Raw genomic sequence first — 23,962 nt, forward strand, 5'->3', positions numbered from 1 at the left:
AAAGGCTCTTAACATTCGAGGCCCCGGACTCCCCACGAAGGGCCCATCCCCATGAACCGAAGACTTCGCACGATCGCCGCCGCGATCGCCGTCGCCGTGGCCGGCACCGCGGTCGCATTCACCCTGCAGGGCACCTCCCAGGCCGCGGTGCTGCCGAACGGCTTCAAGAGCGTCGGCTACATGCCGTCCTGGGCCGGCAGCGTCACCGCCATCCAGTACTCGAAGCTGACCCACATCAACTACTCGTTCGCGCTCCCCAACGCGAACGGCACCCTGCAGCCGATCGAGAACACCGCCAAGCTGCAGCAGCTGGTCACCCTCGGCCACCAGAACAACACCAAGGTGTCGTTGGCGATCGGCGGCTGGAACGACGGCAACGACTCCGCCTTCGAGTCGCTGGCGGCGAGTTCCGGCGGCCGGACGACCTTCGTCAACAGTGTGATGAGCACGGTCCGGCAGTACGGCCTGGACGGCGTCGACATCGACTGGGAATACCCCGACCCGGGCCAGTCCGGCAACAACTACACCGCCCTGATGCAGCAGCTCAGCACCGCCCTGCACAACGAGGGCAAGCTGCTCACCGCGGCCGTGGTCAGCGAGGGCGGCACCGCGAACGGCGTGCAGCCCGCGGTCTTCGGCTATGTGGACTGGCTGAACATCATGGCGTACGACGGCGGCAGCCCGCACGCCAACTACGACTGGTCGATCGCCTCGGCGAACTTCTGGAAGAACCGCGGCCTGCCCAAGGCGAAGACCGTCCTCGGCGTGCCGTTCTACAGCCGGCCGGGCTACCTGACCTACGCGCAGCTGGTGCAGCAGGACCCGGCGAACGCCAACCGGGACTGCACGTCGGCCGGTGAGTGCTACAACGGCCTGCCGACCATCCGCCGCAAGACGCAATGGGCGCTGGCCAACGCCGGCGGGATCATGAACTGGGAACTGTCGCAGGACGCCACCGGTGCGAACTCTCTGGTCAGCGCGATCTATGAGGTGGCGACGGGCGGGACCACGCCGCCGCCTCCGACCGGGCGGACCGGCCGGATCACCGGCATCGCGGGCAAGTGCGTCGACATCGCGGCGGCGTCCAGCGCCAACGGCACGGCCGTGCAGCTCTACGACTGCAACGGCACCGCCGCGCAGACCTGGACGGTGGGCACCGACAACACCATCCGCGGGCTCGGCAAGTGCCTGGACGTGACGGCCGCCGGCACCGCCGACGGGTCGCTGGTGCAGATCTACGACTGCAACGGCACCGGCGCGCAGAGCTGGCAGCCGCAGTCCAACGGGACGCTGCTCAACCCGGCCAGCGGCAAGTGCCTGGACGCCAGCGGCAACTCGTCGGCCAACGGCACCCGGTTGCAGATCTGGCAGTGCTTCGCCGGCGCCAACCAGCGCTGGGTGCTGCCGTAGGCACGAGACAGACCCCTAGGCCACGGACTTGATCCGGGTGACCAGCACGGCGCCGAGCAGGGTCACCACCGCGGTGGCCGCGAACAGCGTCGGGTAACCACCCAGGTGCGTCACCAGGGGAGCCGAGATGGCCGGCCCCAGCACCTGCGGCGCGGAGGAAGCGATGTTGATGACACCCAGGTCCTTGGCCCGGTCGGTGGCGGCCGGCAGGACCTGGGTGATCAGCGCGGTGTCGACCGCCAGATAGACGCCGAAGCCGAGCCCGAGCATGAACGCCGCGACCATCGCCATCGGCCAGTTCGGCCAGATCGCCAGCAGCAGCGCCGCCACCGCCATCACCACGCCGGACCAGACCACGAAGATCTTGCGGCGGCCGGTGCGGTCGGAGAGCCGGCCGCCGACCACGGCGGTGAGCACCATGCCGACCGTGTAGAGCAGGATCAGGATCAGCAGGCCGGTCTCCGGGTCGGCCAGCTGCACCCGGTCGTCCAGGAAATAGAGCAGGTAGAGCGTGCCCAGCGCGTTGCCGAGCAGCACCAGGAAGCGGGTGCCCCAGGCCCAGGCGAAGTCGGGGTGCTCGCGCAGCCCGATCCGCCAGCTCACCTTGGCCGCCACCCGGGGCGGGATCGCGTCGTCCGGAGTGGCCAGCGCGAACGGGATGCCGAGCAGGAGCAGCACCACGGCCAGCGCGATGTATCCCGACGACACGGTGGTGAACACCGCGGTCACCAGCACCGCGCCGAGCACCAGGCCGAGCGCCTGCGGCATGCCGACCCAGCCGGACACGAAACCGCGCTGCGGCACCGGCACCCGGTCCGGCACCGCGGCGCTCAGCGAGGCCTGCATCGCGTTGAGCCCGAGCTGGGCCAGGCACCAGCCGATCGCCACCGCCGCCAGGCTCTGCGCGCCGCCGAGCCAGACCAGCGCGAGCACGGTGGTCAGCACGCCGCCGATGGTCCACACGTGCCGGCGGCCGAAGGCCCGGCCGAACAGCCGCGGGTGGGTGCGGTCGGAGAGCAGCCCGGACAGTGGCGCGACGATGATGCTGACCAGGGCGCCCAGGCCGGTGACCAGGCCCAGGGCGGCCTCTTTGCCGCTCACCCCGAGTTCGTCGATCTGGATCGGCAGCAGCACCTGGATCGGGGTGAAGCAGGCCGTCCACAGCCCCAGATTGGCCGCGAACAAGAGTGCGATCCACGACCTTCTGACCGGTACGACCGGTTCGGCCAGCGCCGCGACCGACATCGAGCCCCCGCTTGGGAAAAGTGGAACGTGAACGTTTCTCGGAGGCTAAAGGAGAATCGTGTCCTCCGGTAGCGCCCGTTTGACCGCTGCCGGTATCGACCGGAACGGCGACACCTTCGGCCCGTCGGGGGAATCCTCCCAGACGCCCTCGATCATCCCGTTCACCACGAGCGTAGGGGAGATCCAGCCCTGCGGACGGGACACCGCGGCCTTCGGGCCGGAGCTGATCTGGTCGAGCTGGCGGGTGCTGGCCACCACGTACGGGTCGAAGGCCGGCAGCAGCAGGACGGTCTCCTCCGTCGGTGGCGCGGCGGCCAGCTCGGTGGGCAGGAAGCCGAATCCGGGCACCTCGGTGAGCCGGTCGGCGAGCCGCTGGAAGGACTTCTTGGCCAGTGCCGGCTTGAGGTCGAACCAGCGGGCGAACTCCTCGGCCGGGGCCGGCCCGAAGGCGCCGAGGTATGCCAGCGCCAGCGAGTCGATCGCCTCGTCGGCCGGCGGCGGCGTGAACTCGCCGAGCCAGGCCCGCGGCGCGACGAAGGTGACGTTGCGTCCCCGCGGCGGCCCGGAGCAGAGCAGGCCGCGGAAGGCGAGCGGCTTGAGGATCGCCCCGAAACCCTGGGTCAGCGGTCCGGTCAGGTCGGTGTGCCCGGTGGCCGCGATGATCGCGTCGGCGAGTTCCTCGCGGGTCATCGGCTCGCCGCCCAGCACGTCCGGCACGGCGGCGATGATGTCCGTCATCTGCTCGGCGGTGACCCCGTGATATTTGAGCCAGGAGCCGGTGGTCTCGCGGGTGCGGGTGCTCATCGCGGCGACCCAGACCGGCAGGTCGGCGGCCGGGAGCAGGTGGAGGGTGCCACGGGCGGCCCACGTGCGTACCAGAGAGCGGGTTTGGAAAAGCTCTTTGTCGAGGTCGGGAGCCTTTTCGAGGCGGAGCTCCGCGGACGCCCGGGCCGAGGACGCCACCTGGGCGTGCAGGCCGAGCACCCGCCGGGCGGCGTCGACCGGTTGCGCGGCCTTCTCGGCGCCGAGGTGGTGCCGGGCCACGCGCCGGCGCAGCACGTCGGCGAGCTTCATGGGTTCCTCCCCGGTTGACCTTGCCTCGGAGTCTAGGTAATTTACCTATTGGCTAATTAACCAAGCGGTCAACTACAGGGGTGAGTGGCGTGGGCAAGATCGTTTCGGTGGTATATGTGACGCTCGACGGCGTGCAGGAGGAGCCGTCCTGGAGCGGGCCCTATTTCAACGACGAGCTGAGCTCCTGGCAGGAGAAGAACCTGATGGGCGCCGACCTGATGCTGCTCGGCCGGCGCACCTACGAGGGCTTCAAGGAGGCCTGGCCCCAGATGGAGGAGGCCACCGGCCACTTCGGCGTGAAGATGAACTCGATGCCCAAGCGGGTGGCCACCACCACGCTCACCGAGCCGGAGTGGAACGCGACCTTCATCGAGGGCGACGTCGCGGAGGCGGTGCGCGAGCTCAAGGAGCAGCACGACAACATCCTGATCAACGGCAGCGCCACCCTGGTCAACTACCTGACCAGGCACAACCTGATCGACGAGTACCGGATCATGTCCTTCCCGGTGGTGGTCGGCGCCGGCGCCAAGCTGTGGGCGGAGGGCACCACGATCGCCCTCTCACTGACCGAGTCCTGGACCACCAAAACCGGCGTCGCCGTGCTGACCTACGTGCCGGCCTGAGCCCGATGAGCCCGGTGGCCACGGATCAACTGAGCGTGGTGTTCGGCGCGCTCGCCGACCCGACCCGCCGGGCCATCCTGGCCCGCCTCGCGGACGGTGAGGCCACGGTGAACGAGCTGGCCGAGCCGTTCGAACTGTCCCTGCCGGCGGTGTCCAAGCACCTCAAGGTCCTGGAACGGGCCGGGCTGATCTCGCGCGGCCGGCAGGCGCAGTGGCGGCCGTGCCGGCTGGAGGCCGAGTCGCTGCGGCCGGCCGCCGACTGGATGGGTCACTACCGGCAGTTCTGGGACGAGAACTTCGACCGGCTCGACGCCCATCTGCGGAGCCGCCGCCCGGAGGAGACGGCCCCGCAGAACCGGACCTAGCTGTCGCCGCCGGTCTCGCCGACCGGCGCCGCGGTCACGTCGTCGATCGCATACTTCTTGGCCGCCTCGGCCGGCACGTGCGACGGCACCCGGCCGCGCAGCGCGAGCTGGCGCAGCGTGGCGACGGTGATCGACTCGGCGTCGACGTGGAAGTGCCGGCGCAGGGCGTGCCGGGTGTCGCTCATCCCGAAGCCGTCGGTGCCCAGCGACGTCCAGTCGCCCGGCACCCACCGGCTGATCAGGTCGGGCACCGCCCGCATCCAGTCGCTGACCGCGACCACCGGGCCCTCGCTGCCCTCCAGCTTCCGCTGGATGTACGGCTTGCGCGGCGCGTCGCCGAGGTGCACCAGGTTGTGCTCCTCGGCCTCCATCGCGTCCCGTCGCAGCTCGGTCCAGGAGGTCACCGACCACACGTCGGCGGCCACCCCCCAGTCCTGCGCGAGCAACTGCTGAGCCTTCAGCGCCCACTGCATGCCGGTGCCGGAGGCGAGGATCTGCGCCTTCGGGCCGGTCGCCTCGGGCGCCGGCGCATAGCGGTAGATGCCCTTGAGCAGGCCTTCGACGTCCACCCCGGACGGCTCGACCGGCTGCAGGATCGGCTCGTTGTAGATGGTGAGGTAGTAGAAGACGTTCTCCTGCTTCTCGCCGTACATGCGGTGCAGGCCGTTCTCCACGATGTGCGCGATCTCGAACGCGAACGCCGGATCGTAGGCCACCACGGCCGGGTTGGTCGCCGCGATCAGCAGCGAGTGCCCGTCCTCGTGCTGCAGGCCCTCGCCGTTGAGCGTGGTGCGCCCGGCGGTCGCGCCCAGCAGGAAGCCGCGGGTCATCTGGTCGGCGGCCGCCCAGAGCTCGTCCGCGGTGCGCTGGAAGCCGAACATCGAATAGAAGATGTACAGCGGGATCATCGGCTCGCCGTGCGTGGCATAGGCGGTGCCGGCCGCGATGAAGCTCGCCGTGGAACCCGCCTCGTTGATGCCCTCGTGCAGGATCTGGCCGTTCGTCGCCTCCTTGTAGGACAGGAACAGCTCCCGGTCCACCGAGGTGTAGGTCTGGCCGTGCGGCGAGTAGATCTTGCGGGTCGGGAACAGCGAGTCCATGCCGAACGTGCGTGCCTCGTCCGGGATGATCGGCACCCAGCGGGCGCCGAACTCCTTGTCCTTCATGATGTCCTTGAGCAGGCGGACGAAGGCCATCGTGGTGGCCACCTTCTGCTTGCCCGAGCCGCGCTTGACGTCGCCGAACTTCTCCGACGCCGGAATCGCCAGCGGGATCGACTTGGTCCGGCGCGACGGCAGGAACCCGCCCAGCTCCTTGCGGCGCTGGTGCAGGTATTGCATCTCGTCGGAGTCCTTGCCTGGGTGGTAATAGGGCGGCAGGTAGGGGTTCTCCTCCAGCGCCGAGTCCGGGATGTCCAGGTAGAGCCGGTCCCGGAACTGCTTGAGGTCGTCCAGGGTCAGCTTCTTCATCTGGTGCGTCGCGTTGCGCGCCTCGAAGTGCGACCCGAGCGTCCAGCCCTTGATGGTCTTGGCCAGGATCACGGTCGGCTGGCCGGTGTGCTCGGTCGCCGCCTTGTATGCCGCGAACAGCTTCTTGTAGTCGTGCCCGCCCCGCTTGAGCTGCCAGATCTGGTCGTCGGTCATGCCCTCGACGAGCTTGAGCGTGCGCGGGTCACGGCCGAAGAAGTTGTCCCGCACATAGCCGCCGGACTCGCCCTTGTAGGTCTGGTAGTCGCCGTCCGGCGTCACGTTCATCAGGTTGACCAGCGCGCCGTCGGTGTCCGCGGCGAGCAGCGGGTCCCACTCGCGGCCCCAGACCACCTTGATCACGTTCCAGCCGGCGCCCCGGAAGAACGACTCCAGTTCCTGGATGATCTTGCCGTTGCCGCGGACCGGCCCGTCGAGGCGCTGCAGGTTGCAGTTGATCACAAAGGTGAGGTTGTCGAGCTCCTCGCGGGCGGCCAGGCCGATCGCGCCGAGCGACTCGACCTCGTCCATCTCGCCGTCGCCCAGGAACGCCCAGACGTGCTGGTCGCTGGTGTCCTTGATGCCGCGGTTCTGCAGGTAGCGGTTGAACCGGGCCTGGTAGATCGCGTTCAGCGGGCCGAGGCCCATGCTGACCGTCGGGAACTCCCAGAAGTTCGGCATCAGGCGCGGGTGCGGATAGGACGGCAGGCCGCCGCCCGGGTGCGAGAGCTCCTGCCGGAAGCCGTCCAGCTGGTCCTCGCTGAGCCGGCCCTCGAGATAGGCCCGGGCGTACATGCCGGGGGAGGCGTGGCCCTGGAAGAAGATGTGGTCGCCGCCGCCGGGGTGGTCCTTGCCCCGGAAGAAGTGGTTCATGCCCACCTCGTAGAGCGAGGCGGAGGACGCGTAGGTCGAGATGTGGCCGCCGACACCGACCTCCGGGCGCTGCGCGCGGTGCACGAGCATGGCCGCGTTCCACCGGATGAACGCCCGGATCCGCCGCTCCACGAACTCGTCACCGGGGAACCAGGGTTCCTGCTCGGGCGGGATGGTGTTGATGTAGTCGGTCGAGGTCAGCGGCGGAACGCCGACCTGCCGCTCACGCGCCCGCTCGAGCAGGCGCAGCATCACGTAGCGCGCGCGTTTGGCGCCACGCTCGTCGATGACACCGTCCAGCGACTCGACCCACTCGTTCGTCTCCTCGGGGTCGATGTCCGGAAGCTGGCTCGGCAGGCCGTCACTGATCACCGGGCGCTTGCGTTCCGTAGCCACAGGCAGTCCTCTTGTCCGTCGCGGCCGTGCGCCCGCATTGTGTGCGTCGCACGGAGTTGCCATCCATCCTGCCCCCTCGCGGGGTGCAGCGTCACGCCGACCGGTTTACCCGCCGGTAACTAACCTTGCAGAAAGCTGAACCGGACCTGCCGGGTGGGATTGTCGCCGTTCGGATCGACCAGGCAGAGCGACTGCCAGGTGCCGAACGCGATCTTGCCGCCGAGCACCGGCAAGGTGGCGTAGGGCGGGATCCAGGCGGGCAGCACGTGGTCGCGTCCGTGCCCCCGCGAGCCGTGCCGATGCCGCCACTTGTCCTGCGCCGGCAGCAGGTCGTCGATGGCCGTGAGCAGGTCGTCGTCCGATCCGGCGCCGGTCTCGATGACCGCCAGGCCGGCCGTGGCGTGCGGCACGAAGACGTGCAGCAGGCCGTCCCCCTCGCCCTGGACGAACTCCTCGGCCTGGCGGGTGATGTCGCGCACCACCGGGCGGTCGCCGGTCCGGACCGTGATCACTTCAGAGCGCATGACCTACGTGTACAGGTCCAGCGCCAGGAACAACAAACCGGTCAGCGAGAGCCAGAGCACACCCAGCGCCATGCGGCTCAGCGATCGCAGGAGCACGCCGCCAGTGCAGCACCGGCGGCGTACCTCGCGCAGGGTTTCGGGGTGTTCGTCAGGCCTTCAGGTCACGCTGGGTGAAGACGACCGTCCCGATCGCGACCAGCGCCACGGTCGTGCCGGCCAGCGCCGCGACCCCGCCCCACTGCGGACCGTTCAGCAGCGGGGCGCCGCCCAGATACCAGTGGAAGAGCGACACGTCCCGGGTCCAGGCCAGGGCTGCGAGCTGCGGGAAGACGCTGTTCGCCAGGAACGCCAGGGTGGTCACGCCGGCTCCCGCGCCGAGCGCCACGGACTTGCTGCCGGTGGCCGCGCCGGCCGCGAACGAGACCGCGCCCACGCACGCGCCGAAGAGTGCCAGCTGCGCGTTCATCGCGAGCAGCCCGCCCGCCGAGATGCCGTCCAGCTGGAACACGCCGCGCAGGGCGAGCATCGCGCCGAACAGCACCACCGCGATCACCGCCAGGCCGATCAGCAGCCCGGCGAAGCGTTGCAGGGCCAGCCGCGCCCGGCCCACCGGATGGGCGAGCACCAGGTCCATCGTGCCCGCGCCCTCGTCGCCGGCCACCGCGCGGGCGCCCCAGCCGATCGCGAAGACGGCCAGCAGCAGCGGCGCCAGCAGGCCGTAGACCGAGCCGCTCAGATAGCCCGCGGCGGTCGCGGTGTCGGTGTAGTTGAACGCCGCCAGCACGTCCTGCGGATATGCGGCCAGCGCCGACGCCATCTCCGGCGAGCGCATGGTCGGCCAGAAGGCGGCGTACATCGCGCCCACCGCGACGATCGCCACGGTCCAGCCGGGCAGCGACCGGCGGGCGTCCCAGAGGCCTTTCACGAAGACATTACGCAGCAACATGTTCCGGCTCTCTTTCATAGAAGTGGAAGAAGATGTCCTCCAGGTCGGGCTCCTCGCAGAGCAGGTCCACCACGGTGTGCCGGCCGGCCGCCTGGACCAGCTCGTCGGCGTGCCCGGCCAGCCGCCCGCGCACGGTCGAGCCGGTCACCGTGACGTCGGTGAAGCCGGGCAGCGCGCGGAACTCGGCGGCGTCCACCGGTCCGTCCAGGGTGAGCGTGACGCTGCGCAGGGCGTGCTCGCGCAGCGAATGGACACTCTCCACGGTGACCAGCCGGCCGTCCCGGATGATGCCCACCCGGTCCGCGGTCTGCTGCACCTCGCTCATCACGTGCGACGACATGAAGACCGTCGCGCCGCGCCGCTTGGCCTCCCGCACCAGATGCACGAACTCCTGCTGCAGGAACGGGTCCAGTCCGCTGGTCGGCTCGTCCAGGATCAGCAGCTCCGGCTGGTGCATGAAGGCCTGCACGATGCCGACCTTCTGCCGGTTGCCCTTGGAGAGACCCCTGATCTGCCGATCAAGAGGGAGATCCAGACGGGCGGCCAGCTCGGTGATCCGCTGCGGCGCCACGCCGCCACGCAGATTTCCCAGGTACGAGAGCAGCTGGCGGCCCGTCTGCCGGCCGTCCACGACGAAGTCGCCGGCCAGGTAACCGATGCGTTTGCGCAGCTCGACGCCGTCCTTCGAGGGGACGCCGCCGAGCACCCGCACCTCACCCGCGGTCGGGCGGATCAGGTCGAGCAGGATCCGGATGGTGGTGGACTTGCCGGCGCCGTTGGGGCCCAGGTATCCGTACACCTCACCGGTTTCGACCTCGAGGTCCAGCCCGGCGAGGCCGCGGCTGCCGCGGCCGTAGGTCTTCACCAGAGCGCGGGTGTGGATCGCGATCTCAGTCATGACGCGCTTTCCTTTCGGCTTGGTAGCGATCGATCAGCCTGGGGACCTCGGTCTCCAGGTAGGCGTAGAAGTCGCGGGTCTCGCGGAGCCGGTCGGAGCCCGGGGCGTCCTCGCCGCCGAGCACCTCGAGGCCGCGATCCATCAGCTCGCGGAAGAGGCTGAACTTCTCCGACCCGGCGGCCCGCATGATCGCGTCGGGCGTCATCTCGAAGAAGGTGCCGCGGCGCCCCGGCATCGCCACCCGGCGCACCAGGCCGCTCGACTCCAGCGTCCGCAGTCCGGCGCTGATCGAGCCCTTGGACAGGCCGAGCATGGTCGCCATCTCCGTGCCGCTCTGTGCCGCCGGACGACAGATCAACAGCCAACCCAGGATTTTCCCGTACGCCTGCGGCATGCCCATGCCGGACAGCACGAGCCCGGCCTCTTCGGCGTACTTCCGCTCCGCGGTGAGGTCTTCCATCTTCGCCCTTGATCTCTGAATGTTCAAAACGTTCTGAACATTGAAGCTACACCTCTGTCCGGTCTATGTCCACAGCGTTGGCAGCGTTCGCTCAGGTCGTGAATGCTGGGTCTCGTGACCACCCCGCAAAACCTCGACGAGCGCTTCCGGGACGCAGTGTCCGCCCTGGAGCCACCCGTCGAGCGACGCCCGCCGGACGACCCGGTGCGCGACGGCTCCCAGCTCACCGGCGCCCGCGCCCAGGAACTCTTCGACGCCCAGCTCACCAGCCGGCACCTCGACCTGGCCGCACGCTGGCTGCGCAGCTTCAACGAGGGCTTCTACACGATCGGATCCTCCGGCCACGAAGGCAACGCGGCGGTCGCGGCCGCGCTGCGCCCGACCGACCCGGCGCTGCTGCACTACCGGTCGGCGGGCTTCTATCTGACCCGCTCCGGGCCCTCCCTCGACGGGGCTCGCGACGTGCTGCGCGGCGTGGTCGCGTCCTCTCTGGAACCGATCGCCGGCGGCCGGCACAAGGTGTTCGGCCGGGCGGACCTGCACGTGATTCCCACCACGTCCACGATCGCCTCGCACCTGCCGCGGGCGGTCGGGCTGGCCCGGTTCCTGGCCTCCTCCGACGACCGCATCGTGGTCGCCTCGTTCGGCGACGCCTCGGTCAACCACGCCACCGCCACCGCGGCGTTCAACACGGCCGGCTGGTTCGACCACGCCGACGTGCGGGTGCCGCTCCTGCTGGTCTGCGAGGACAACGGGCTCGGCATCAGCGTGCCGTCGCCACCCGGCTGGGTCGCCACCACCCTGCGGGCCCGGCCCGGCCTGCGCTACACCGCGGCCGACGGCTGCGACCTGGCGGCCACCTACGACGCCGCGGCGGAGGCGGCGTCGTGGGTCCGCGAGCACCGGCGGCCCGCGGTGCTGCACCTGTCCATGGTCCGGCTGATGGGCCACGCCGGCGCGGACGCCGAAGTGGCCTACCGCACGTCCGAGGAGATCAGCGGCGACCTGGACCGCGATCCGCTGGTGCTGACCGCGCGGCTGCTGGTCGAGGCCGGGCTGGCCAAGCCGGACGAGCTGATCGCCCGCTACGACGAGGTCGGCTGGCAGGTGCGCAAGGTCGCCGAAGAGGTGATCGGCGAGCCCAAGCTGGCCTCCGCCGCCGACGTGGTGACGCCGCTGGCCCCGCGCCGGCCACTGCGCTCGGCCCGGCACATCACCGAGTCGCCCGGCCGGGACCGGGCGTCGGCCTTCGGCGGCAAGCTCCCCGAGGCCGGTGGCCCGCTCACCCTCGCGCAGACCATCAACGCGACCCTCACCGACATGCTGCTGGCCGCACCGGAGGCGCTGGTCTTCGGCCAGGACGTGGCCCGCAAGGGCGGCGTCTACGGCGTCACCAAGAACCTGCGGCAGCGGTTCGGCGCCGACCGGGTCTTCGACACGCTGCTCGACGAGACCAGCATCCTGGGGCTCGCGCTGGGCGCCGGGCTCAACGGCAAGCTGCCGATCCCCGAGATCCAATACCTGGCATACCTGCACAACGCCGAGGACCAGATCCGCGGCGAGGCGGCCACGCTGCAGTTCTTCTCGCAGGGGGCCTACCGCAACCCGATGGTGGTGCGGGTCGCCGGACTGGCATACCAGCAGAGCTTCGGTGGGCACTTCCACAACGACAACTCGGTGGCCGTGCTGCGCGACGTGCCCGGGCTGGTGCTCGCGGTGCCGGCCCGGCCCGCGGACGCGGCGCCGATGCTGCGCTCGTGCGTGGCCTCCGCGGCGGTGGACGGCAGCGTGTGCGTGTTCCTCGAGCCGATCGCGCTCTACCACACCCGTGACCTGTACGAGAACGGCGACAACGAGTGGCTGTCGGCATACGCGCCGCCCGGCGAATGGGGCAACGAGCACGTGCCGATCGGGCGGGCGCGGACCTACCAGGTCGGGGACGCCAACGCGCTGACCATCATCACGTACGGCAACGGGCTGCGCATGTCGCTCCGTGTCGCGGCCCGGCTCGCCGCCGAAGGCTACGGTTCCCGGGTGGTCGATCTGCGCTGGTTGTCCCCGCTGCCGGTCGCCGACCTGCGGCGCGAGGCGGCCGCCACCGGCCGAGTCCTCATCGTCGACGAGACCCGGCGCACCGGAGGGGTCGGTGAAGGCGTGCTCGCGGCCCTGGTGGATGGTGGTTTCGTCGGATCGGCCCGGCTGATCGCCTCGGCGGACAGCCCGGTGCCGCTCGGTCCGGCCGCCCAGCACGTGCTGGTCGAGGAAGATGCCATCACACTGGGTGCCCAAGCCCTGCTGGCGCGGTAAATTGCCACACACTCGGTGCGCCACTTGCGCGCGGGCCTGCAAGTGTGTGGACTACGCACAAGTCAAGAGAATCGTATGGGAGGAATTCGACAGTGAGCGCGACCGCTGGTCAGGCCGACGGCGTACGCAGCGTGGCGGACCGGTTCGGCCTCGAGCCGGACATGGTGGTCATGGAGATGGGCTACGACGACGACGTCGACGAAGAGCTTCGTGACGCCCTGACCGAACGCGTGGGCGAATTGGTCGACGAGGACACCGACGAGGTCGTCGACGCGGTGTTGTTGTGGTACCGCGACGGTGACGGTGACTTGTTCGAACTGCTCACCGACGCCCTGAACCCGCTCGCCGACGGCGGAGTGGTGTGGTTGCTGACCCCCAAGGCCGGCCGCGACGGACACGTCGAGCCGAGCGAGGTCAGCGAATCGGCGCCGACCGCGGGCCTGCAGCAGACCTCGACGGTGAACGCCGGCAAGGACTGGACCGGCGCCCGCCTGGCGTCACCCCGGGCCACGTCGAAGAAGAAGAGCTAGATGCCACTGGAGGTGGGCGCCGCGGCGCCGGACTTCACCCTCAAGGACCAGAACAACCAGCCGGTCAGCCTCGCCGACTTCCACGGTCGCAAGGCGGTCCTGCTGGTCTTCTACCCGTTCACGTTCACCGGCACCTGCAAGGGTGAGCTGACCGAGGTCAACGCGTCACTGGGCGAGTTCCAGAACGACGAGGTCCAGGTGCTGGCGGTGAGCGTCGACTCGACGTACAGCCACAAGGTGTGGGACATCGAACAGGGCTTCGGCTTCCCGCTGCTGGCCGACTACTGGCCGCACGGGGGAGTGGCGGCGTCCTACGGTGTCTTCAACGCCACGGGAGGCTTCGCCAACCGGGGCACGTTCATCATCGACCGCGACGGGATCGTGCGCTTCGCGGAGGAACTGGGACCCGGGGAGACCCGGGATCAGAAGGCGTGGCGCGAGGCGCTGGCCGAGCTGTAGGACATACTCGCAGGGCTTCCGGCCGGACCGGCAGATAGGATGGCGGCTCCGGCGGCGGAAAGCCGCGCGGGCGCGTAGCTCAGTGGGAGAGCACTCGCCTTACAAGCGAGGGGTCGCAGGTTCGAAACCTGCCGCGCCTACGGCGCGGGCGGAGTGTGCCCGCGGAAAGCGCGGGCCGGGGGCGCCTCCGTCATTCCGCTCCGGGGGCCGAGCCCCCGGAAACCCCGCGTTGCGGTGGTTGCGCGAGGGGAGCAGCGCGCGGTTACCCCTTCGCTTAACCCCGCGGTGGTTGCGCGCAGGGGACGGCGCGGCCTTACTTCCTTCGTTTAGGGGTGGCGGGTGGCTGCTGTTTTCAGGATGTCGAGTTCGCAGCCTGGGGTGGCTGGGTCGAAGTTGTGTTCTAGGAGCCAGCGGGCTCCTAGGAGGCTTCGTAGGGACCACCAAGCCTGGATTGCGTTTCGGTCTGTGTCTTGGCCGTAGCCGGACAGGACGTCGTCCAGGTGCTCCTCGTGGCCGAGAGTCAGGGTGGCCAGGTCGTGCATGGCGTCGCCGCGGGCCGCTTCGGACCAGTCGATCACGCCGGTGACCTCGTTGTGGTCGGTGAAGACGTGGGAGATCTGCAGGTCGCCGTGGACGAAGACCGGAGTCCACGGGCGCAGGGCGGCCTGGGCGATCTCGCGGTTCCGGGCGATCAGGCCGGTGGGGAGGACGTCGTTCTCGACCAGCCAGTCGCACTCGCGGTCGAGGTCCCTCCGGATGTCGTCCGGTTGTCGGCCGGGCCAGGGCGGGAGTGGTGCGTCGTGGAGTCTGCGGATGGCGGCGCCGGCCGCGGTCCAGGCCGCCGGCGACGCGGGTGACGGCTCGCCCAGACGGCCCAGTGCCGTTCCGGGGACGGCGGCGATCGCGAGGACGTGCGGCTTGCGCCACAGGACCCGCGGGGTCGGGATCGGCGCCAAGGCGATCGCCTCGACCTCGACGTCGATGCGCGTCTGGGTGGCGTCGACCTTCAGAAACATGTCGCCGACTCGCAGGGTGGCGCGCTCGCTGTGGGCGACGACGACTTGGACCTCATCCACGCCGGCCGGCACCGATCTCACAGCCCGAGCACCGGTTTGCACTCCCGCACCCCGGACAGCGTGATGTCGGTGCGTTGCCGCGTCGCCCACTCCTCGCGGGTCAGCCGCCAGCGTTGCAGCTCGGCGGGCTCGCCCAGGCGGGTGGCCCAGTCGCTGCCGTTCCGCGTGTAGCCGAGGGACTCGGAGACGCGATTGGAGGCGTGGTTGTCGACGAAGGCGTCGCTGCCCGCCGCGCGGGCGTCGAAGCCGGCGAAGGCCAGGTGGAGGATCGCCGCTCGAGCCTCCTTGCCGAGGCCTTTGCCGCGGGCCCCGGGCGCCAGCCAGGAGAACGACGTGACGGTGCCCAGCGTGTCGAAGTCGTGGGCGATCAGGTCCTGCATGCCGACCGGGGTGTCGTTGTCGCAGACCACGAAATAGAGGCGCCAGGAGCCTCCGGTGACCCGGGAACGGCCGGCCCAGATGCGGCGCAGCCATTGCCACTCACGGTCCGGGTTTTCCGCGTAGAGCGACATCGGGTCGTCGAACGGCGCCGGCTCGCCCTCCGTGACGACGCCGGCCCGGACCAGCGGCACCAGGCGTTCCAGCAGGTCGTCGGTGGCGGCGGCGAGGGTCAGCCGCGGCGTGTGGACGGCCAGGTTCAGCGGCGGATAGGAGGACGGCACCCGGGCACCGTAGCGCCGACCGCCGGGTCATGCCGCCGAATTTCCGGTGCTCGGCCGGGCTGGCGAGGGGTGCCGACGGACAGCGCCACGGCGACCGTGAGGAAGGTGGCGACGGCCACGCCGGTGCCGCTTCGCCTGGTGCGGCCGGGGATCAGCAACAGCAGGCCCAGGAGATGATCGGCGGCGAAGAGCCCCCGTCCGAGGGTTCAGTCGCGGCGGAGCGAGGAATGCGCCGGAAGCATGCCGAGCAGCCGTTTCTGCTGGTCGGAGGTGCTCAGCACCTGGCCGGCGAACTCGTCCCACTCGGCCGCCCGGCGGCGCCACTTGACGTCGCTCTCGTACTGCGTGCGCTGCAGGGCCTCCATGCGGATCGCCAGCAGCTCCAGCTCGTCGGTGTGCCGGCGGTTCAACCACCACCACAACCAGACGGTCGCGACGGCAACCACGCTGCCGCCCGCCGCTGCGCCGAGCCAGAAACTGGCCATGACCGCACGGTACAAGGCTGATGCACGCCGGGTTATCGGCTGTCGGGTCAGGACGTGGCGTGCTTGATGACCGCGTCCACGGTCGGGCGGTAGGCGTCGTCCGGCGGTGTCGTCCAGCGGGCGGCCGGCCACGTCGCGATGCGGTAGAGCAACGCCCGGATCAGCATCTGGCCCCACTCCGGCACGTGTGACCAGCGGTCCAGGACGGTCGGCGGGACCTCGTGCCAGACGATCGCGTCGGTCACCGCCACCGCGGAGGCCCAGGCCGGTGGGCGCCAATAGGCCGGCCAGTCGATGATGGCGGGCGGCAGGTCCTCGGCGAAGAGCACGTTGCCGGACAGGTCGCCGTGCACCACCTGACTGGGCGACGAGATGTCCCGGCGAGCCTCGAGAAGCGGCGCGAGCAGGGCGGAAGGCGCGGTCGAGCCGGGCGGCACCGGCTCATCGAAGGCGAGCCTGTCACCGTACGCCCAGGGGTCGTCCCGAAGATCGAGGAACGCCGGGCGGGGCACCGCGGCAATCGCCCGGTGGAACGCCTCGCCCGCGTCGACCACCCCGTCGACCCGGCGGGGATCGCCCTCGCCGGCCACCCACGTGGTCGCCTCCCAGCCCGCCACCACCCACTCGCCGGCGGCGGACCGGACCGGCCGGGCCACGCGGAAGTCCGCGGACGGCGGCAGAGCGGACAGCACGGTGGCCCGCCAGATCGTTTCCGCGACGCCCTCGGCCGGCTTGAGCACCACGTCGCCGACCTGCCAGGTGCCGCCCTTGCCGCCGGAGAGCCGCTGCGGCGCGATGCCCGGCGCGAAGGCGGCGAGCACCTCCGGGGGCGGTGCGGACGTGGTCACACCGCCAACTCTTCCACGGGTTCCATCGTGCGGATGCCCTTGCTGACCGACGCCGCGATCGCCGAGCCGGCCACCGCGGCCGCGAAGACCAGGATGGACGTCGAGCTGCCCCAGGCCGAGATCATGCTGCCGGCCAGCAACGGCGCGGCCGAGGCGACCGAGGTGGCCACCGTGATCACGACACTGACCACCCGGCCCTGCAGGCGGTCGGGGGTGATCGCCGCCTGGTGGCCGAACAGGGCCGCGTTCGAGGCGGGGCCCAGAAAGACCGCGGCGGCGACCGGGACCGCCGCCGCCAGGCTGGCCGGGAAGAGGGCGCTGAAGGCCATGAACGCCGCCGCCGTCCAGCAGATGCCGCGGATCAGCACGGGCAGGCGTACCCGTTGGATCAGGGCCGGCGCGGCCAGCGCGCCCAGCAGGCCGCCCACCGCGACGATCCCCTCCACCGTGCCGATCACCGACGGGCGGGTGTCGTGGATCTGCAGGGTCACGATGATCGTGAAGATGATGCCGTGGATGGCGAAGTTCAGCGGCGCCGCGATCAGCAGGATGGCCCGCAGGAACGCGTTGCCGAAGACGAATCGCAGGCCCTCGGCCATCGCGGACGCGTGCCCGGCCGGGAGATCGGCGCGCGGCTGCTGCAACGGCCGGCGGACCAGGGCCACGCCGATCAGCGACAGCAGGAAGGTGAGGGCGTTGCCGAAGAACGGCAACGCATGGCCGAGCTGGAAAAGGATGCCGCCGATCGGTGGTCCGGCGAGTGAGGTGGCGTACGAGCGGGCCTCGTTGCGGGCGACCGCGGACGGCAACTGGCGCGGCGCCACGATGTTGCGTAACGCCGAGTGCTCGGCCGTACCGAAGCAGGCATTGCAGGTCGCACCGATCACCGTGACCGTGATGACCAGAGCGAGTGAGACGGCCTCCGGGCGGAGCAGGATCATCACGCCGAGCGCGAGATAGGCGCACAGCCGCACCCCGTCGCAGACCAGCATCACGCGGCGGCGGTCGACGCGATCCACCAGCACCCCGGCCGGCAGCCGCCCGAGAACCATCGTGACCAGGCCGATCGTGCCCACCAGACCGGCCTCGGCGGGCGACCGGTGGGCGGTCAGCAACAGCAGCGGGATGGCCAGCGTCGCCATCGAGTTGCCGACGTCGGAAAGCGATTGACTGATCCAGAGAAGGTTGAACTCCCGGTTGCGCCACAGGCTTGCCGGCGCCTCCGTCATGCGTTGACTCTCTCCGGGCCTACACGCACGGTCAAGTTGGGGACGCTGTCCGCTACCGTCATGGCCGTGGATCTCCAGGAAGCCATTACCGACGAGCGGCGCCGCCTGGCCGACCTGCTCGACTCGCTCAGCCCGATGCAGCTCGGCGCGCCCAGCCTCTGTGGCGAGTGGACGGTCAAGCAGGTCGCCGCGCATGTGCAGGCCCCGCTGACGGCGCCGCCCACCGGGCTGCTCCGGCTGATCGCGCGCAACGGATTCCGGGTGCATCGGGCGAACGCCCAGCTCGCCGTCCTCCTGGCCGAGCAACCGGTCGCCACCCTGTCCGCCACCCTGCGCGAGCACGCGACGAAGCCCTTCAAACCGCCGGGCGTCGGGTTCCCCGGCCAGCTCACCGATCTGCAGGTGCACGGCCAGGACATGCGCCGGCCGCTGGGCCTGCCGCACGGGCTGCGGCTGGACCGGCTGCGGGTCTCGCTGGACTTCCTGACCGGTGGGCGGGCCTACGGCTTCACCCCGCGGCGGCGGCCGGCCGGGCTGCGGTTCGAGGCCACCGATCTGGACTGGTCGTGGGGGAGCGGGCCGGTGCTGGCCGGCCCGGCCGAGGCCCTGATGATGGCGCTGACCGGCCGAGACGTGGTGCTCGGCGAACTGGACGGCCCGGGTGTGCCGGTGCTGCGCGACCGGCTGGCGGCAGAGCGCCGGTAGCGCCAGAGCGGAAAACTGTCGGAGGGTGGCTCTACGGTTTCGGGCATGGATGACAACCGGTACCTGAAGCCCGAGGCCCCACCCCCCGAGCTCTCCCTCGATCGGCAGCTCACCGTCGGCGGCACGCACTTTCTGATCACCGCGACCGGCACGGTGGACACCAGGATCGACCTCGCCGTGGTCGGCTGCGACCGCGACGGGCGGGTGGTCAGCGAGATCAGCGGAGGGATCTCGCCGCACGACCTGCCCGTCGTCGCCGACGTGCTCACCTCGACCCTGGCCGGCCTGGTCGCGCTGCACCCGCAGCACCGCGTGGCGGCGGCCCGCCGCCGCGCGGCCAACCACGGCGCCCGATGGACCGCGGCGGAGGACGAGTTGTTGCTCGTCCGCCACCGCGAGGGCGCGAGCATCAAGGACCTGACCGCCGAGTTCGGCCGCAGCCCCGGCGGCATCCGGGCGCGGCTCGAGCACCTGGGTGTTCCCGAGCAGCCGGCGGCGATCGCGCCGGAGTGATCCGACGGCCGGCCGGTCCGAGCCGGGCGGACCGGCCCACGGGTCACGGGCGCAGGAGGGAGAGCCAGTGCTGGGCAGTGGTGGCAAAGGGCTCGTCGCGAGCCTCGACCGCCCGGCGCAGGTCGGCGGCCGCGGCGGTCGCGCCGGCCACCACCTCGGGCGGATAACCATAGGAGACGGTGTGCTCGGCGAACTCGTCCTCGTCCTCCATCTCGACCCGGCCGTTCTGGCGGCGCAGGTCGATGTCCAGGTCGACCACGGTGACCTGCACCGGGGTGGTCCACACCGGCGGCAGGCAGATGTCGCAGTAAAGGTCCCGCCGGGCCGTGACGGGGGAGAACATGGCGATCCACCACGCGTCGTGCGGGATCAGCCGGACCGCGTCGTTGGTGGTCCGCCGGGTCGGCTTGCGGCCATAGTTGTAATGCACCGTCGTGCCGGTCGGCGTGCCCAGCCAGACGCCGTGCTCATCCTCGCCGAGGCGGCGGCCGGTGACCCAGCGGTGCAGCCGCCCGTCAAACTTGCGGAGCACCAGGTCCACCTCATCCATGGTCGTCAACCTATCGGGGGACTGGCTCGGCCGGGCCAAGCCGCGTGCGACGCCGGCCTCGTTCATCGATTGACGGGACACGAGCGGGATGACATCGGGGGATGGAGCGGTGAAGGTCATCATCGACGGCCGTGCGGTGCTCGACGAGGCCGACCTGCACCGGCGGCTGGCCGGCGCGTTCGGCTACGGGCCGGGATACCGCGCCGGATTCCAGGCCCTGCACAAGCGCTTGGCCTCGGGCGACCCGCGGCCGCTGCTGCTCACCTGGATCAGCGCGGCGGCGATCCGGATGGCATTGGGCTCGGTGGTCTACGACCATCTCGTCGCGATGCTGCGGCAGGTCGAGGCGCAGGACGCGGGCAAAGACTGGGCCGAGCGTTTCGTCTTCCGGATCTTCGACTGACCGCCTGCACCCGGCCCGCACCCCGGCCGGTGCTCAAGTCGAGGGTCGCCGCGCCGATCTCTGGTGGCACCTGCGGGGAACCGCAGGTGGGCGGGCCCGGTTGCACCCCCTCGGCGACCAGGGCCCGCCCGGGCCACCACCGGTCAGGCGGCGGGGATCCCGGCCATCACCAGATCCATGTTGATCATCGCGCCCGCCATCAGGCCGGCCGACGCCGAGCCGATCACCTGGGCCATCGGGTCCGACACGTTGCCCGCCACCCACAGTCCCGGCACGGTCGTGCGGCCGGTCGGGTCCTCCGCGGGCAGGTGGGTGCCGACCCCCATCGGGTGCTCGACCGGTTTCACGCCGAGCGGAGCCAGGAAATCGGCGCGGCACTCGAGCCGAGTCTGCACCACCAGGTGCTCGCGCGGCACCACGGCGCCGTCCGCGAGGTGCACGCCCTCGTCGTCGACCTTCGTCACCCGGCCCGCCACCAGCCGCACGCCCAGCGCCGCCAGCTGCCGCGACTGCTCGTCGTCCGGCGCGAAGGCGTCGTTCAGAAAGAGCGTGAGGTCATCGGTCCACTGGCTCCACAGCAGCCCGCCGTGCATGGCCATCGGGCCGCTGGCGATCACCCCGATCGGCGTGCCACGCACCTCGTAACCGTGGCAGTAAGGGCAGTGCAGCACGGTCGAGCCCCAGCGCTCGGCCAGACCGGGGATGTCCGGCAGGATGTCGACCAGCCCCGAGGTGACCAGCAGCCGCCGCGCGACGACCGTGTCCCCGCCGGCCAGCTCGACCGCGAAGTCACCGTCCGGCGCCCGCGTGACCGCGGTGACCGAGCCGGCCCGCAGCTCCCCGCCGAAGCGCTCGACCTCGGCCCGCCCGCGCGCCCGGAAGTCCTGCGGCGACTCGCCGTCCCTGGTCAGATAGTTGTGGATGCCGGCGGCCGGGCCGTTGCGCGGCTCGTCCCCGTCGATCACCAGCACCGTGCGCAGGGCCCGGCCCAGCGCCACCGCCCCACTCAGACCGGCCGGCCCGCCGCCGACCACCACCACGTCATATGTCGTCATGCCACGACGGTGCGCCGCGCGGCCCGAGATGACAAACTTCTTTGCCATGACGGCAAACGAATCCGTGCTGGCGGCGGTCGGCCCCCGCCTGCGAGCGCTGCGTCAGGAGCACGGGGTCACCCTCACCAGCCTCTCCGAGACCACCGGCATCTCGGTGAGCACCCTGTCGCGGCTCGAGTCGGGCCAGCGGCGGGCCACGCTCGAGCTGCTGTTGCCGCTGGCCCAGGCCTACCGCGTGCCGCTCGACGATCTGGTCGGTGCGCCGCCCACCGGAGACCCCCGGGTCTACGCGCGCCCGATCAAGATGTTCGGCCAGACGATCCTGCCGCTCAGCCGGCACGCGACCGGCGGTGTGCAGGCGTTCAAGCACGTCATCGCGGCCGGGCAGCGCGAGGAGCCGGACCCCAAGACCCATGAGGGGTACGAATGGCTCTACGTGATCGCCGGCCGCCTCCGCCTGGTCCTGGGCGAACACGACCTGGTCCTGCCGGCCGGGGAGGCGGCCGAGTTCGACACCCGGGTGCCGCACTGGTTCGGCAGCGCGGACGGCGGGGCGGTCGAGTTGCTGACGTTGTTCGGCCCTCAGGGGGAGCGGATGCACGTGCGGGCCCGCTCGACACCGCGATGATCGGCCGGCTCGCGCACCACATCCTGACGATCAAAACCGACCATCCGGTACGCGTCGGCCTCGACGGCCGGTCCGCCGCGGGCAAGACGACACTGGCCGACGCGCTGGCGGCGCGGCTGCGGGCGGTCAGCGACCGGATGGTGATCCGGGCCGAGCTCGATCACTTCATGGTCATGGTCGAGGACCGGAACGCCTACCCCTACGACAGCCCGGAGAGCTACTACCTGGACTCGTGGGACTACCCGGCGATCCGGCGGGTGCTGCTGGGACCGCTCGGGCCGGGCGGCGATCGGCGCTACCGCACCGCCTCGAGCACGCCGTCCGGGCGGCCGGCGCCGGACGAGCCGGAGGGAGTGGCGCCGCCGGACGCGATCCTGCTCGCGGACGGGGTGTTTCTGCAGCGGCCGGAGCTGCGCGGATGCTGGGATCTGCGGGTCTATCTGGAGATCAGCTTGGCGGAGTCGCTGCGGCGTGGGGTGGCCCGGGACGGTGCGTGGATGGGGTCGGCGGAGGAGGCGGAGAGGCGTTATCGGAGCAAATATCTGCCGGGGGAGGAGCGATATCTGGCCGAGGTGCGGCCGCGGGAACGGGCCGATGTCGTGATCGACAGCTCCGATCCGGCCCATCCGCGGCTGCTCCGCGGCGCTTAGGTGTGATGTCCATGAGCGTTGTTGACGCGGCGTGGCGGCTTGGTCAAGGAGAAGACCTCCGGCGAGGTGGGAGTTGCGACGCTTCCACCGACCCTGGAGGTCTCAAGGCCCACCGTAATGCCCGTCTGACGGTGCACGGCAGACGGCTGCTGATCCACCGCGTCGTGACCGATGGCCGGCCGGTCGCGCATGTCGTCAAAGAACTCGGCTGGTCACGAGCGACCGGCTACAAATGGCTCGCCGCCGGCGTCACGGCCTTCGGCCTGGCGGGCCGCTTTGGTGGCTGGCGGGGGCCTTGAGGTTTGGCGGGCGGTCTTGTGGCTGGCGGCGGCCTTGAGGTTTGGCGGCCGTGCGCTGGGCTGATGGCGAAGGGCCTGGCTAGCGGTTGACCGGTGACCCGGACGTTTCGCTCGTGACTGGGCGTTGCTGGTGATCGGAAGGGCGAGTGGTCACCGGCCGCCCTGCCGGGCGTCAGGCGGAGATCAGCTGGGCGCCGGTGTGGATGGTGGCGGCTCGGAGCATGAAGGCGTCCTCGCGGTGGAGGACGCTTTCCGGGTCGGTCTCGCTGGTCAGCTGGGCCAGGCGGGCCGCATCCGCTTCGGACAGGTGGCCGTCGGTCATCTCGCGGACGGCGCGCAGGTCTTCGCAGAGCGTCTCGCGGGCCTCGGGGGAGAGCGGTGCCGGGAGATCGAGCAGGAACGTGCGGCTGTGAATGCCGGTCAGGCCGGCCTCGCGGAGCAGCTCCGGCCAGTCGCGCGGGGCGTCGATCGCGCCCATCGGGTGGTGGTGGGCGCGGGACAGCTCGGCGTTGATCGCGTCCATCCTGGCCAGCAGGCCGCCGTCGGCATAGGACGGCAGGCAGCGCATCGGCAGGCCACCCTCGCGCAGCGCGAGCACGCCACCGGGCCGGACCAGCGCGGCCATGTCGCGGACCGCTTCGGCCGGGTCTGGCATGTGGTGAGCCACGCCGCTGACCCAGATCAGGTCGGCCGGCGGCAGGTCGGCGAGCTGCTCGGGAAGCATCGCCGCGCGCACCTTGACCCGATCGCCCAGGCCGCGGGTCTTGGCCCGCTCGGCGGCGAGGTCGAGCAGCTCAGGAGTGCCGTCGACGGCCAGCACCTGCGCGCCGGGCAGCAGCTCGGCGAGGGTGCAGGCGGCGACGCCGGGGCCGCTGCCGATGTCGAGCACCAGACCGGCGCCGGGCACGCGACCGGCCAGCCAGGACAGCGCCTGGTCCACCATCGGCGCGCTGACCTCGCCATCGGCGATGAGGTGTGATCCGCGATCGGCCCAGTTGACGTGCATGGCCATGATCCTGCCAGGCGGATCAACGAGGCCACGCTTACTGTCGGAAGCAGAGCAGACGACGCGGCTTGCTCTGCTTCCTCAGGGGAAGCGGAGCAGGTCGTGGGGCCCCTTTCTCGGGGGAGCGGGAGCAGGTTGCGTGGGCCGCTTCCTCAGGGGAAGCAGAGCGGGGTCTTGGCCGTGCTTCCTCAGGGGAAGCAGAGCGGGGTCTTGGCCGTGCTTCCTCAGGGGAAGCAGAGCGGGGTCTTGGCCGTGCTTCCTCAGGGGAAGCAGAGCG

26 protein-coding genes, 1 tRNA gene and 1 pseudogene are annotated in these 23,962 nt (G+C 70.8%); 13 read left to right on the forward strand and 15 right to left on the reverse strand.

Features of this window, described 5'->3' with window-relative positions:
- Nucleotides 1-51 precede the first annotated feature (51 nt).
- On the forward strand, nucleotides 52-1,410 hold the full coding sequence (locus tag ACZ6TI_RS32085) for a glycosyl hydrolase family 18 protein (RefSeq protein ID WP_465348921.1): 1,359 nt from the start codon (nucleotides 52-54) through the stop codon (nucleotides 1,408-1,410).
- A 15-nt stretch (nucleotides 1,411-1,425) separates the two neighbouring features.
- On the opposite strand, the gene ACZ6TI_RS32090 is transcribed toward ACZ6TI_RS32085, so the two are convergent.
- Together ACZ6TI_RS32090 and ACZ6TI_RS32095 are read right to left on the reverse strand one after the other, a co-directional pair.
- Nucleotides 1,426-2,655, reverse strand: coding sequence for an MFS transporter (locus ACZ6TI_RS32090; protein ID WP_465348922.1), 1,230 nt, complete (start codon nucleotides 2,653-2,655; stop codon nucleotides 1,426-1,428).
- Between the two features lie 45 nt (nucleotides 2,656-2,700).
- Nucleotides 2,701-3,729: a winged helix DNA-binding domain-containing protein gene (locus tag ACZ6TI_RS32095; protein WP_465348923.1), complete on the reverse strand. Its 1,029-nt coding sequence runs from the start codon at nucleotides 3,727-3,729 to the stop codon at nucleotides 2,701-2,703.
- A gap of 89 nt (nucleotides 3,730-3,818) precedes the next feature.
- Here ACZ6TI_RS32095 and ACZ6TI_RS32100 point away from each other — a divergent pair, with 89 nt between their 5' ends.
- On the forward strand, nucleotides 3,819-4,352 hold the full coding sequence (locus ACZ6TI_RS32100; protein WP_465348924.1) for a dihydrofolate reductase family protein: 534 nt from the start codon (nucleotides 3,819-3,821) through the stop codon (nucleotides 4,350-4,352).
- 14 nt (nucleotides 4,353-4,366) lie between these two features.
- On the forward strand, nucleotides 4,367-4,717 hold the full coding sequence (locus ACZ6TI_RS32105) for an ArsR/SmtB family transcription factor (RefSeq protein ID WP_465348956.1): 351 nt from the start codon (nucleotides 4,367-4,369) through the stop codon (nucleotides 4,715-4,717).
- Here ACZ6TI_RS32105 and aceE read toward each other — a convergent pair.
- The 5 genes from aceE to ACZ6TI_RS32130 all read right to left on the reverse strand — a co-directional run bounded on the left by aceE (nucleotide 4,714) and on the right by ACZ6TI_RS32130 (nucleotide 10,280).
- The gene (aceE, locus tag ACZ6TI_RS32110; RefSeq protein WP_465348925.1) at nucleotides 4,714-7,452 is read right to left on the reverse strand and encodes a pyruvate dehydrogenase (acetyl-transferring), homodimeric type; all 2,739 of its coding nucleotides are present in this window, start codon (nucleotides 7,450-7,452) and stop codon (nucleotides 4,714-4,716) included. The two genes, ACZ6TI_RS32105 and aceE, sit on opposite strands and share 4 nt — an antisense overlap.
- A 119-nt stretch (nucleotides 7,453-7,571) precedes the next feature.
- The gene (locus ACZ6TI_RS32115) at nucleotides 7,572-7,976 is read right to left on the reverse strand and encodes a YjbQ family protein (protein WP_465348926.1); all 405 of its coding nucleotides are present in this window, start codon (nucleotides 7,974-7,976) and stop codon (nucleotides 7,572-7,574) included.
- A gap of 148 nt (nucleotides 7,977-8,124) precedes the next feature.
- Nucleotides 8,125-8,922 (reverse strand): ABC transporter permease subunit, encoded by a 798-nt coding sequence (locus ACZ6TI_RS32120; protein ID WP_465348927.1) that lies wholly within the window; start codon nucleotides 8,920-8,922, stop codon nucleotides 8,125-8,127.
- Nucleotides 8,909-9,820, reverse strand: coding sequence for an ABC transporter ATP-binding protein (locus tag ACZ6TI_RS32125; protein WP_465348928.1), 912 nt, complete (start codon nucleotides 9,818-9,820; stop codon nucleotides 8,909-8,911). The genes ACZ6TI_RS32120 and ACZ6TI_RS32125 overlap by 14 nt, the downstream gene beginning before the upstream one ends.
- Nucleotides 9,813-10,280, reverse strand: coding sequence for a GbsR/MarR family transcriptional regulator (locus tag ACZ6TI_RS32130; RefSeq protein ID WP_465348929.1), 468 nt, complete (start codon nucleotides 10,278-10,280; stop codon nucleotides 9,813-9,815). Before ACZ6TI_RS32130 ends, ACZ6TI_RS32125 begins: the two co-directional genes overlap by 8 nt.
- Nucleotides 10,281-10,382: 102 nt before the next feature.
- Between ACZ6TI_RS32130 and ACZ6TI_RS32135 the strand changes: the two genes are divergently transcribed.
- The 4 genes from ACZ6TI_RS32135 to ACZ6TI_RS32150 all read left to right on the forward strand — a co-directional run bounded on the left by ACZ6TI_RS32135 (nucleotide 10,383) and on the right by ACZ6TI_RS32150 (nucleotide 13,716).
- Nucleotides 10,383-12,587: a thiamine pyrophosphate-dependent enzyme gene (locus tag ACZ6TI_RS32135; protein WP_465348930.1), complete on the forward strand. Its 2,205-nt coding sequence runs from the start codon at nucleotides 10,383-10,385 to the stop codon at nucleotides 12,585-12,587.
- 92 nt (nucleotides 12,588-12,679) lie between these two features.
- The gene (locus ACZ6TI_RS32140) at nucleotides 12,680-13,117 is read left to right on the forward strand and encodes a DUF3052 domain-containing protein (protein ID WP_465348931.1); all 438 of its coding nucleotides are present in this window, start codon (nucleotides 12,680-12,682) and stop codon (nucleotides 13,115-13,117) included.
- On the forward strand, nucleotides 13,118-13,576 hold the full coding sequence (locus tag ACZ6TI_RS32145) for a peroxiredoxin (RefSeq protein ID WP_465348932.1): 459 nt from the start codon (nucleotides 13,118-13,120) through the stop codon (nucleotides 13,574-13,576). It begins immediately after the preceding gene.
- Nucleotides 13,577-13,644: 68 nt separating this feature from the next.
- Nucleotides 13,645-13,716, forward strand: a tRNA-Val gene (locus ACZ6TI_RS32150).
- 186 nt (nucleotides 13,717-13,902) lie between these two features.
- Here the strand turns inward: ACZ6TI_RS32150 and ACZ6TI_RS32155 are convergent.
- The 5 genes from ACZ6TI_RS32155 to ACZ6TI_RS32175 form a co-directional block, all read right to left on the reverse strand.
- Nucleotides 13,903-14,652, reverse strand: coding sequence for a phosphotransferase family protein (locus ACZ6TI_RS32155; RefSeq protein WP_465348933.1), 750 nt, complete (start codon nucleotides 14,650-14,652; stop codon nucleotides 13,903-13,905).
- A gap of 17 nt (nucleotides 14,653-14,669) precedes the next feature.
- Nucleotides 14,670-15,314, reverse strand: a complete 645-nt coding sequence (locus tag ACZ6TI_RS32160; RefSeq protein WP_465348934.1) for a GNAT family N-acetyltransferase — start codon at nucleotides 15,312-15,314, stop codon at nucleotides 14,670-14,672.
- Nucleotides 15,315-15,520: 206 nt separating this feature from the next.
- A complete protein-coding gene (locus ACZ6TI_RS32165; RefSeq protein WP_465348935.1) occupies nucleotides 15,521-15,799 on the reverse strand; it encodes a hypothetical protein in 279 nt (92 codons plus the stop codon).
- Nucleotides 15,800-15,846: 47 nt separating this feature from the next.
- Entirely contained in the window at nucleotides 15,847-16,647 is an 801-nt protein-coding gene (locus ACZ6TI_RS32170; protein WP_465348936.1) for a TIGR02569 family protein, read from the reverse strand.
- The gene (locus tag ACZ6TI_RS32175; RefSeq protein ID WP_465348937.1) at nucleotides 16,644-17,876 is read right to left on the reverse strand and encodes an MFS transporter; all 1,233 of its coding nucleotides are present in this window, start codon (nucleotides 17,874-17,876) and stop codon (nucleotides 16,644-16,646) included. Before ACZ6TI_RS32175 ends, ACZ6TI_RS32170 begins: the two co-directional genes overlap by 4 nt.
- Before the next feature lie 66 nt (nucleotides 17,877-17,942).
- On the opposite strand from ACZ6TI_RS32175, the gene ACZ6TI_RS32180 reads away from it, so the two are divergent.
- Nucleotides 17,943-18,581, forward strand: a complete 639-nt coding sequence (locus tag ACZ6TI_RS32180; RefSeq protein ID WP_465348938.1) for a maleylpyruvate isomerase family mycothiol-dependent enzyme — start codon at nucleotides 17,943-17,945, stop codon at nucleotides 18,579-18,581.
- A 45-nt stretch (nucleotides 18,582-18,626) separates the two neighbouring features.
- Nucleotides 18,627-19,094, forward strand: coding sequence for a hypothetical protein (locus ACZ6TI_RS32185; protein ID WP_465348939.1), 468 nt, complete (start codon nucleotides 18,627-18,629; stop codon nucleotides 19,092-19,094).
- A 43-nt stretch (nucleotides 19,095-19,137) separates the two neighbouring features.
- On the opposite strand, the gene ACZ6TI_RS32190 is transcribed toward ACZ6TI_RS32185, so the two are convergent.
- Nucleotides 19,138-19,644, reverse strand: a complete 507-nt coding sequence (locus ACZ6TI_RS32190; RefSeq protein ID WP_465348940.1) for a DUF402 domain-containing protein — start codon at nucleotides 19,642-19,644, stop codon at nucleotides 19,138-19,140.
- Nucleotides 19,645-19,753: 109 nt separating this feature from the next.
- On the opposite strand from ACZ6TI_RS32190, the gene ACZ6TI_RS32195 reads away from it, so the two are divergent.
- The gene (locus tag ACZ6TI_RS32195) at nucleotides 19,754-20,047 is read left to right on the forward strand and encodes a barstar family protein (RefSeq protein ID WP_465348941.1); all 294 of its coding nucleotides are present in this window, start codon (nucleotides 19,754-19,756) and stop codon (nucleotides 20,045-20,047) included.
- A gap of 143 nt (nucleotides 20,048-20,190) precedes the next feature.
- Here the strand turns inward: ACZ6TI_RS32195 and ACZ6TI_RS32200 are convergent, their stop codons facing one another.
- Nucleotides 20,191-21,102, reverse strand: a complete 912-nt coding sequence (locus ACZ6TI_RS32200; protein ID WP_465348942.1) for an NAD(P)/FAD-dependent oxidoreductase — start codon at nucleotides 21,100-21,102, stop codon at nucleotides 20,191-20,193.
- A gap of 46 nt (nucleotides 21,103-21,148) precedes the next feature.
- Between ACZ6TI_RS32200 and ACZ6TI_RS32205 the strand changes: the two genes are divergently transcribed.
- The 3 genes and pseudogenes from ACZ6TI_RS32205 to ACZ6TI_RS32215 form a co-directional block, all read left to right on the forward strand.
- Nucleotides 21,149-21,730, forward strand: a complete 582-nt coding sequence (locus tag ACZ6TI_RS32205) for a helix-turn-helix domain-containing protein (protein WP_465348943.1) — start codon at nucleotides 21,149-21,151, stop codon at nucleotides 21,728-21,730.
- On the forward strand, nucleotides 21,727-22,380 hold the full coding sequence (locus tag ACZ6TI_RS32210) for a nucleoside/nucleotide kinase family protein (RefSeq protein WP_465348944.1): 654 nt from the start codon (nucleotides 21,727-21,729) through the stop codon (nucleotides 22,378-22,380). The genes ACZ6TI_RS32205 and ACZ6TI_RS32210 overlap by 4 nt, the downstream gene beginning before the upstream one ends.
- A gap of 110 nt (nucleotides 22,381-22,490) precedes the next feature.
- Nucleotides 22,491-22,619: pseudogene (locus tag ACZ6TI_RS32215) on the forward strand (leucine zipper domain-containing protein); the annotation flags it as partial.
- A 232-nt stretch (nucleotides 22,620-22,851) separates the two neighbouring features.
- On the opposite strand, the gene ACZ6TI_RS32220 reads toward ACZ6TI_RS32215, so the two are convergent.
- Nucleotides 22,852-23,685, reverse strand: coding sequence for a class I SAM-dependent methyltransferase (locus ACZ6TI_RS32220; RefSeq protein WP_465348945.1), 834 nt, complete (start codon nucleotides 23,683-23,685; stop codon nucleotides 22,852-22,854).
- Nucleotides 23,686-23,962 lie beyond the last annotated feature (277 nt).

It is taken from the genome of Actinoplanes sp. NPDC051388 (genome assembly GCF_055586225.1).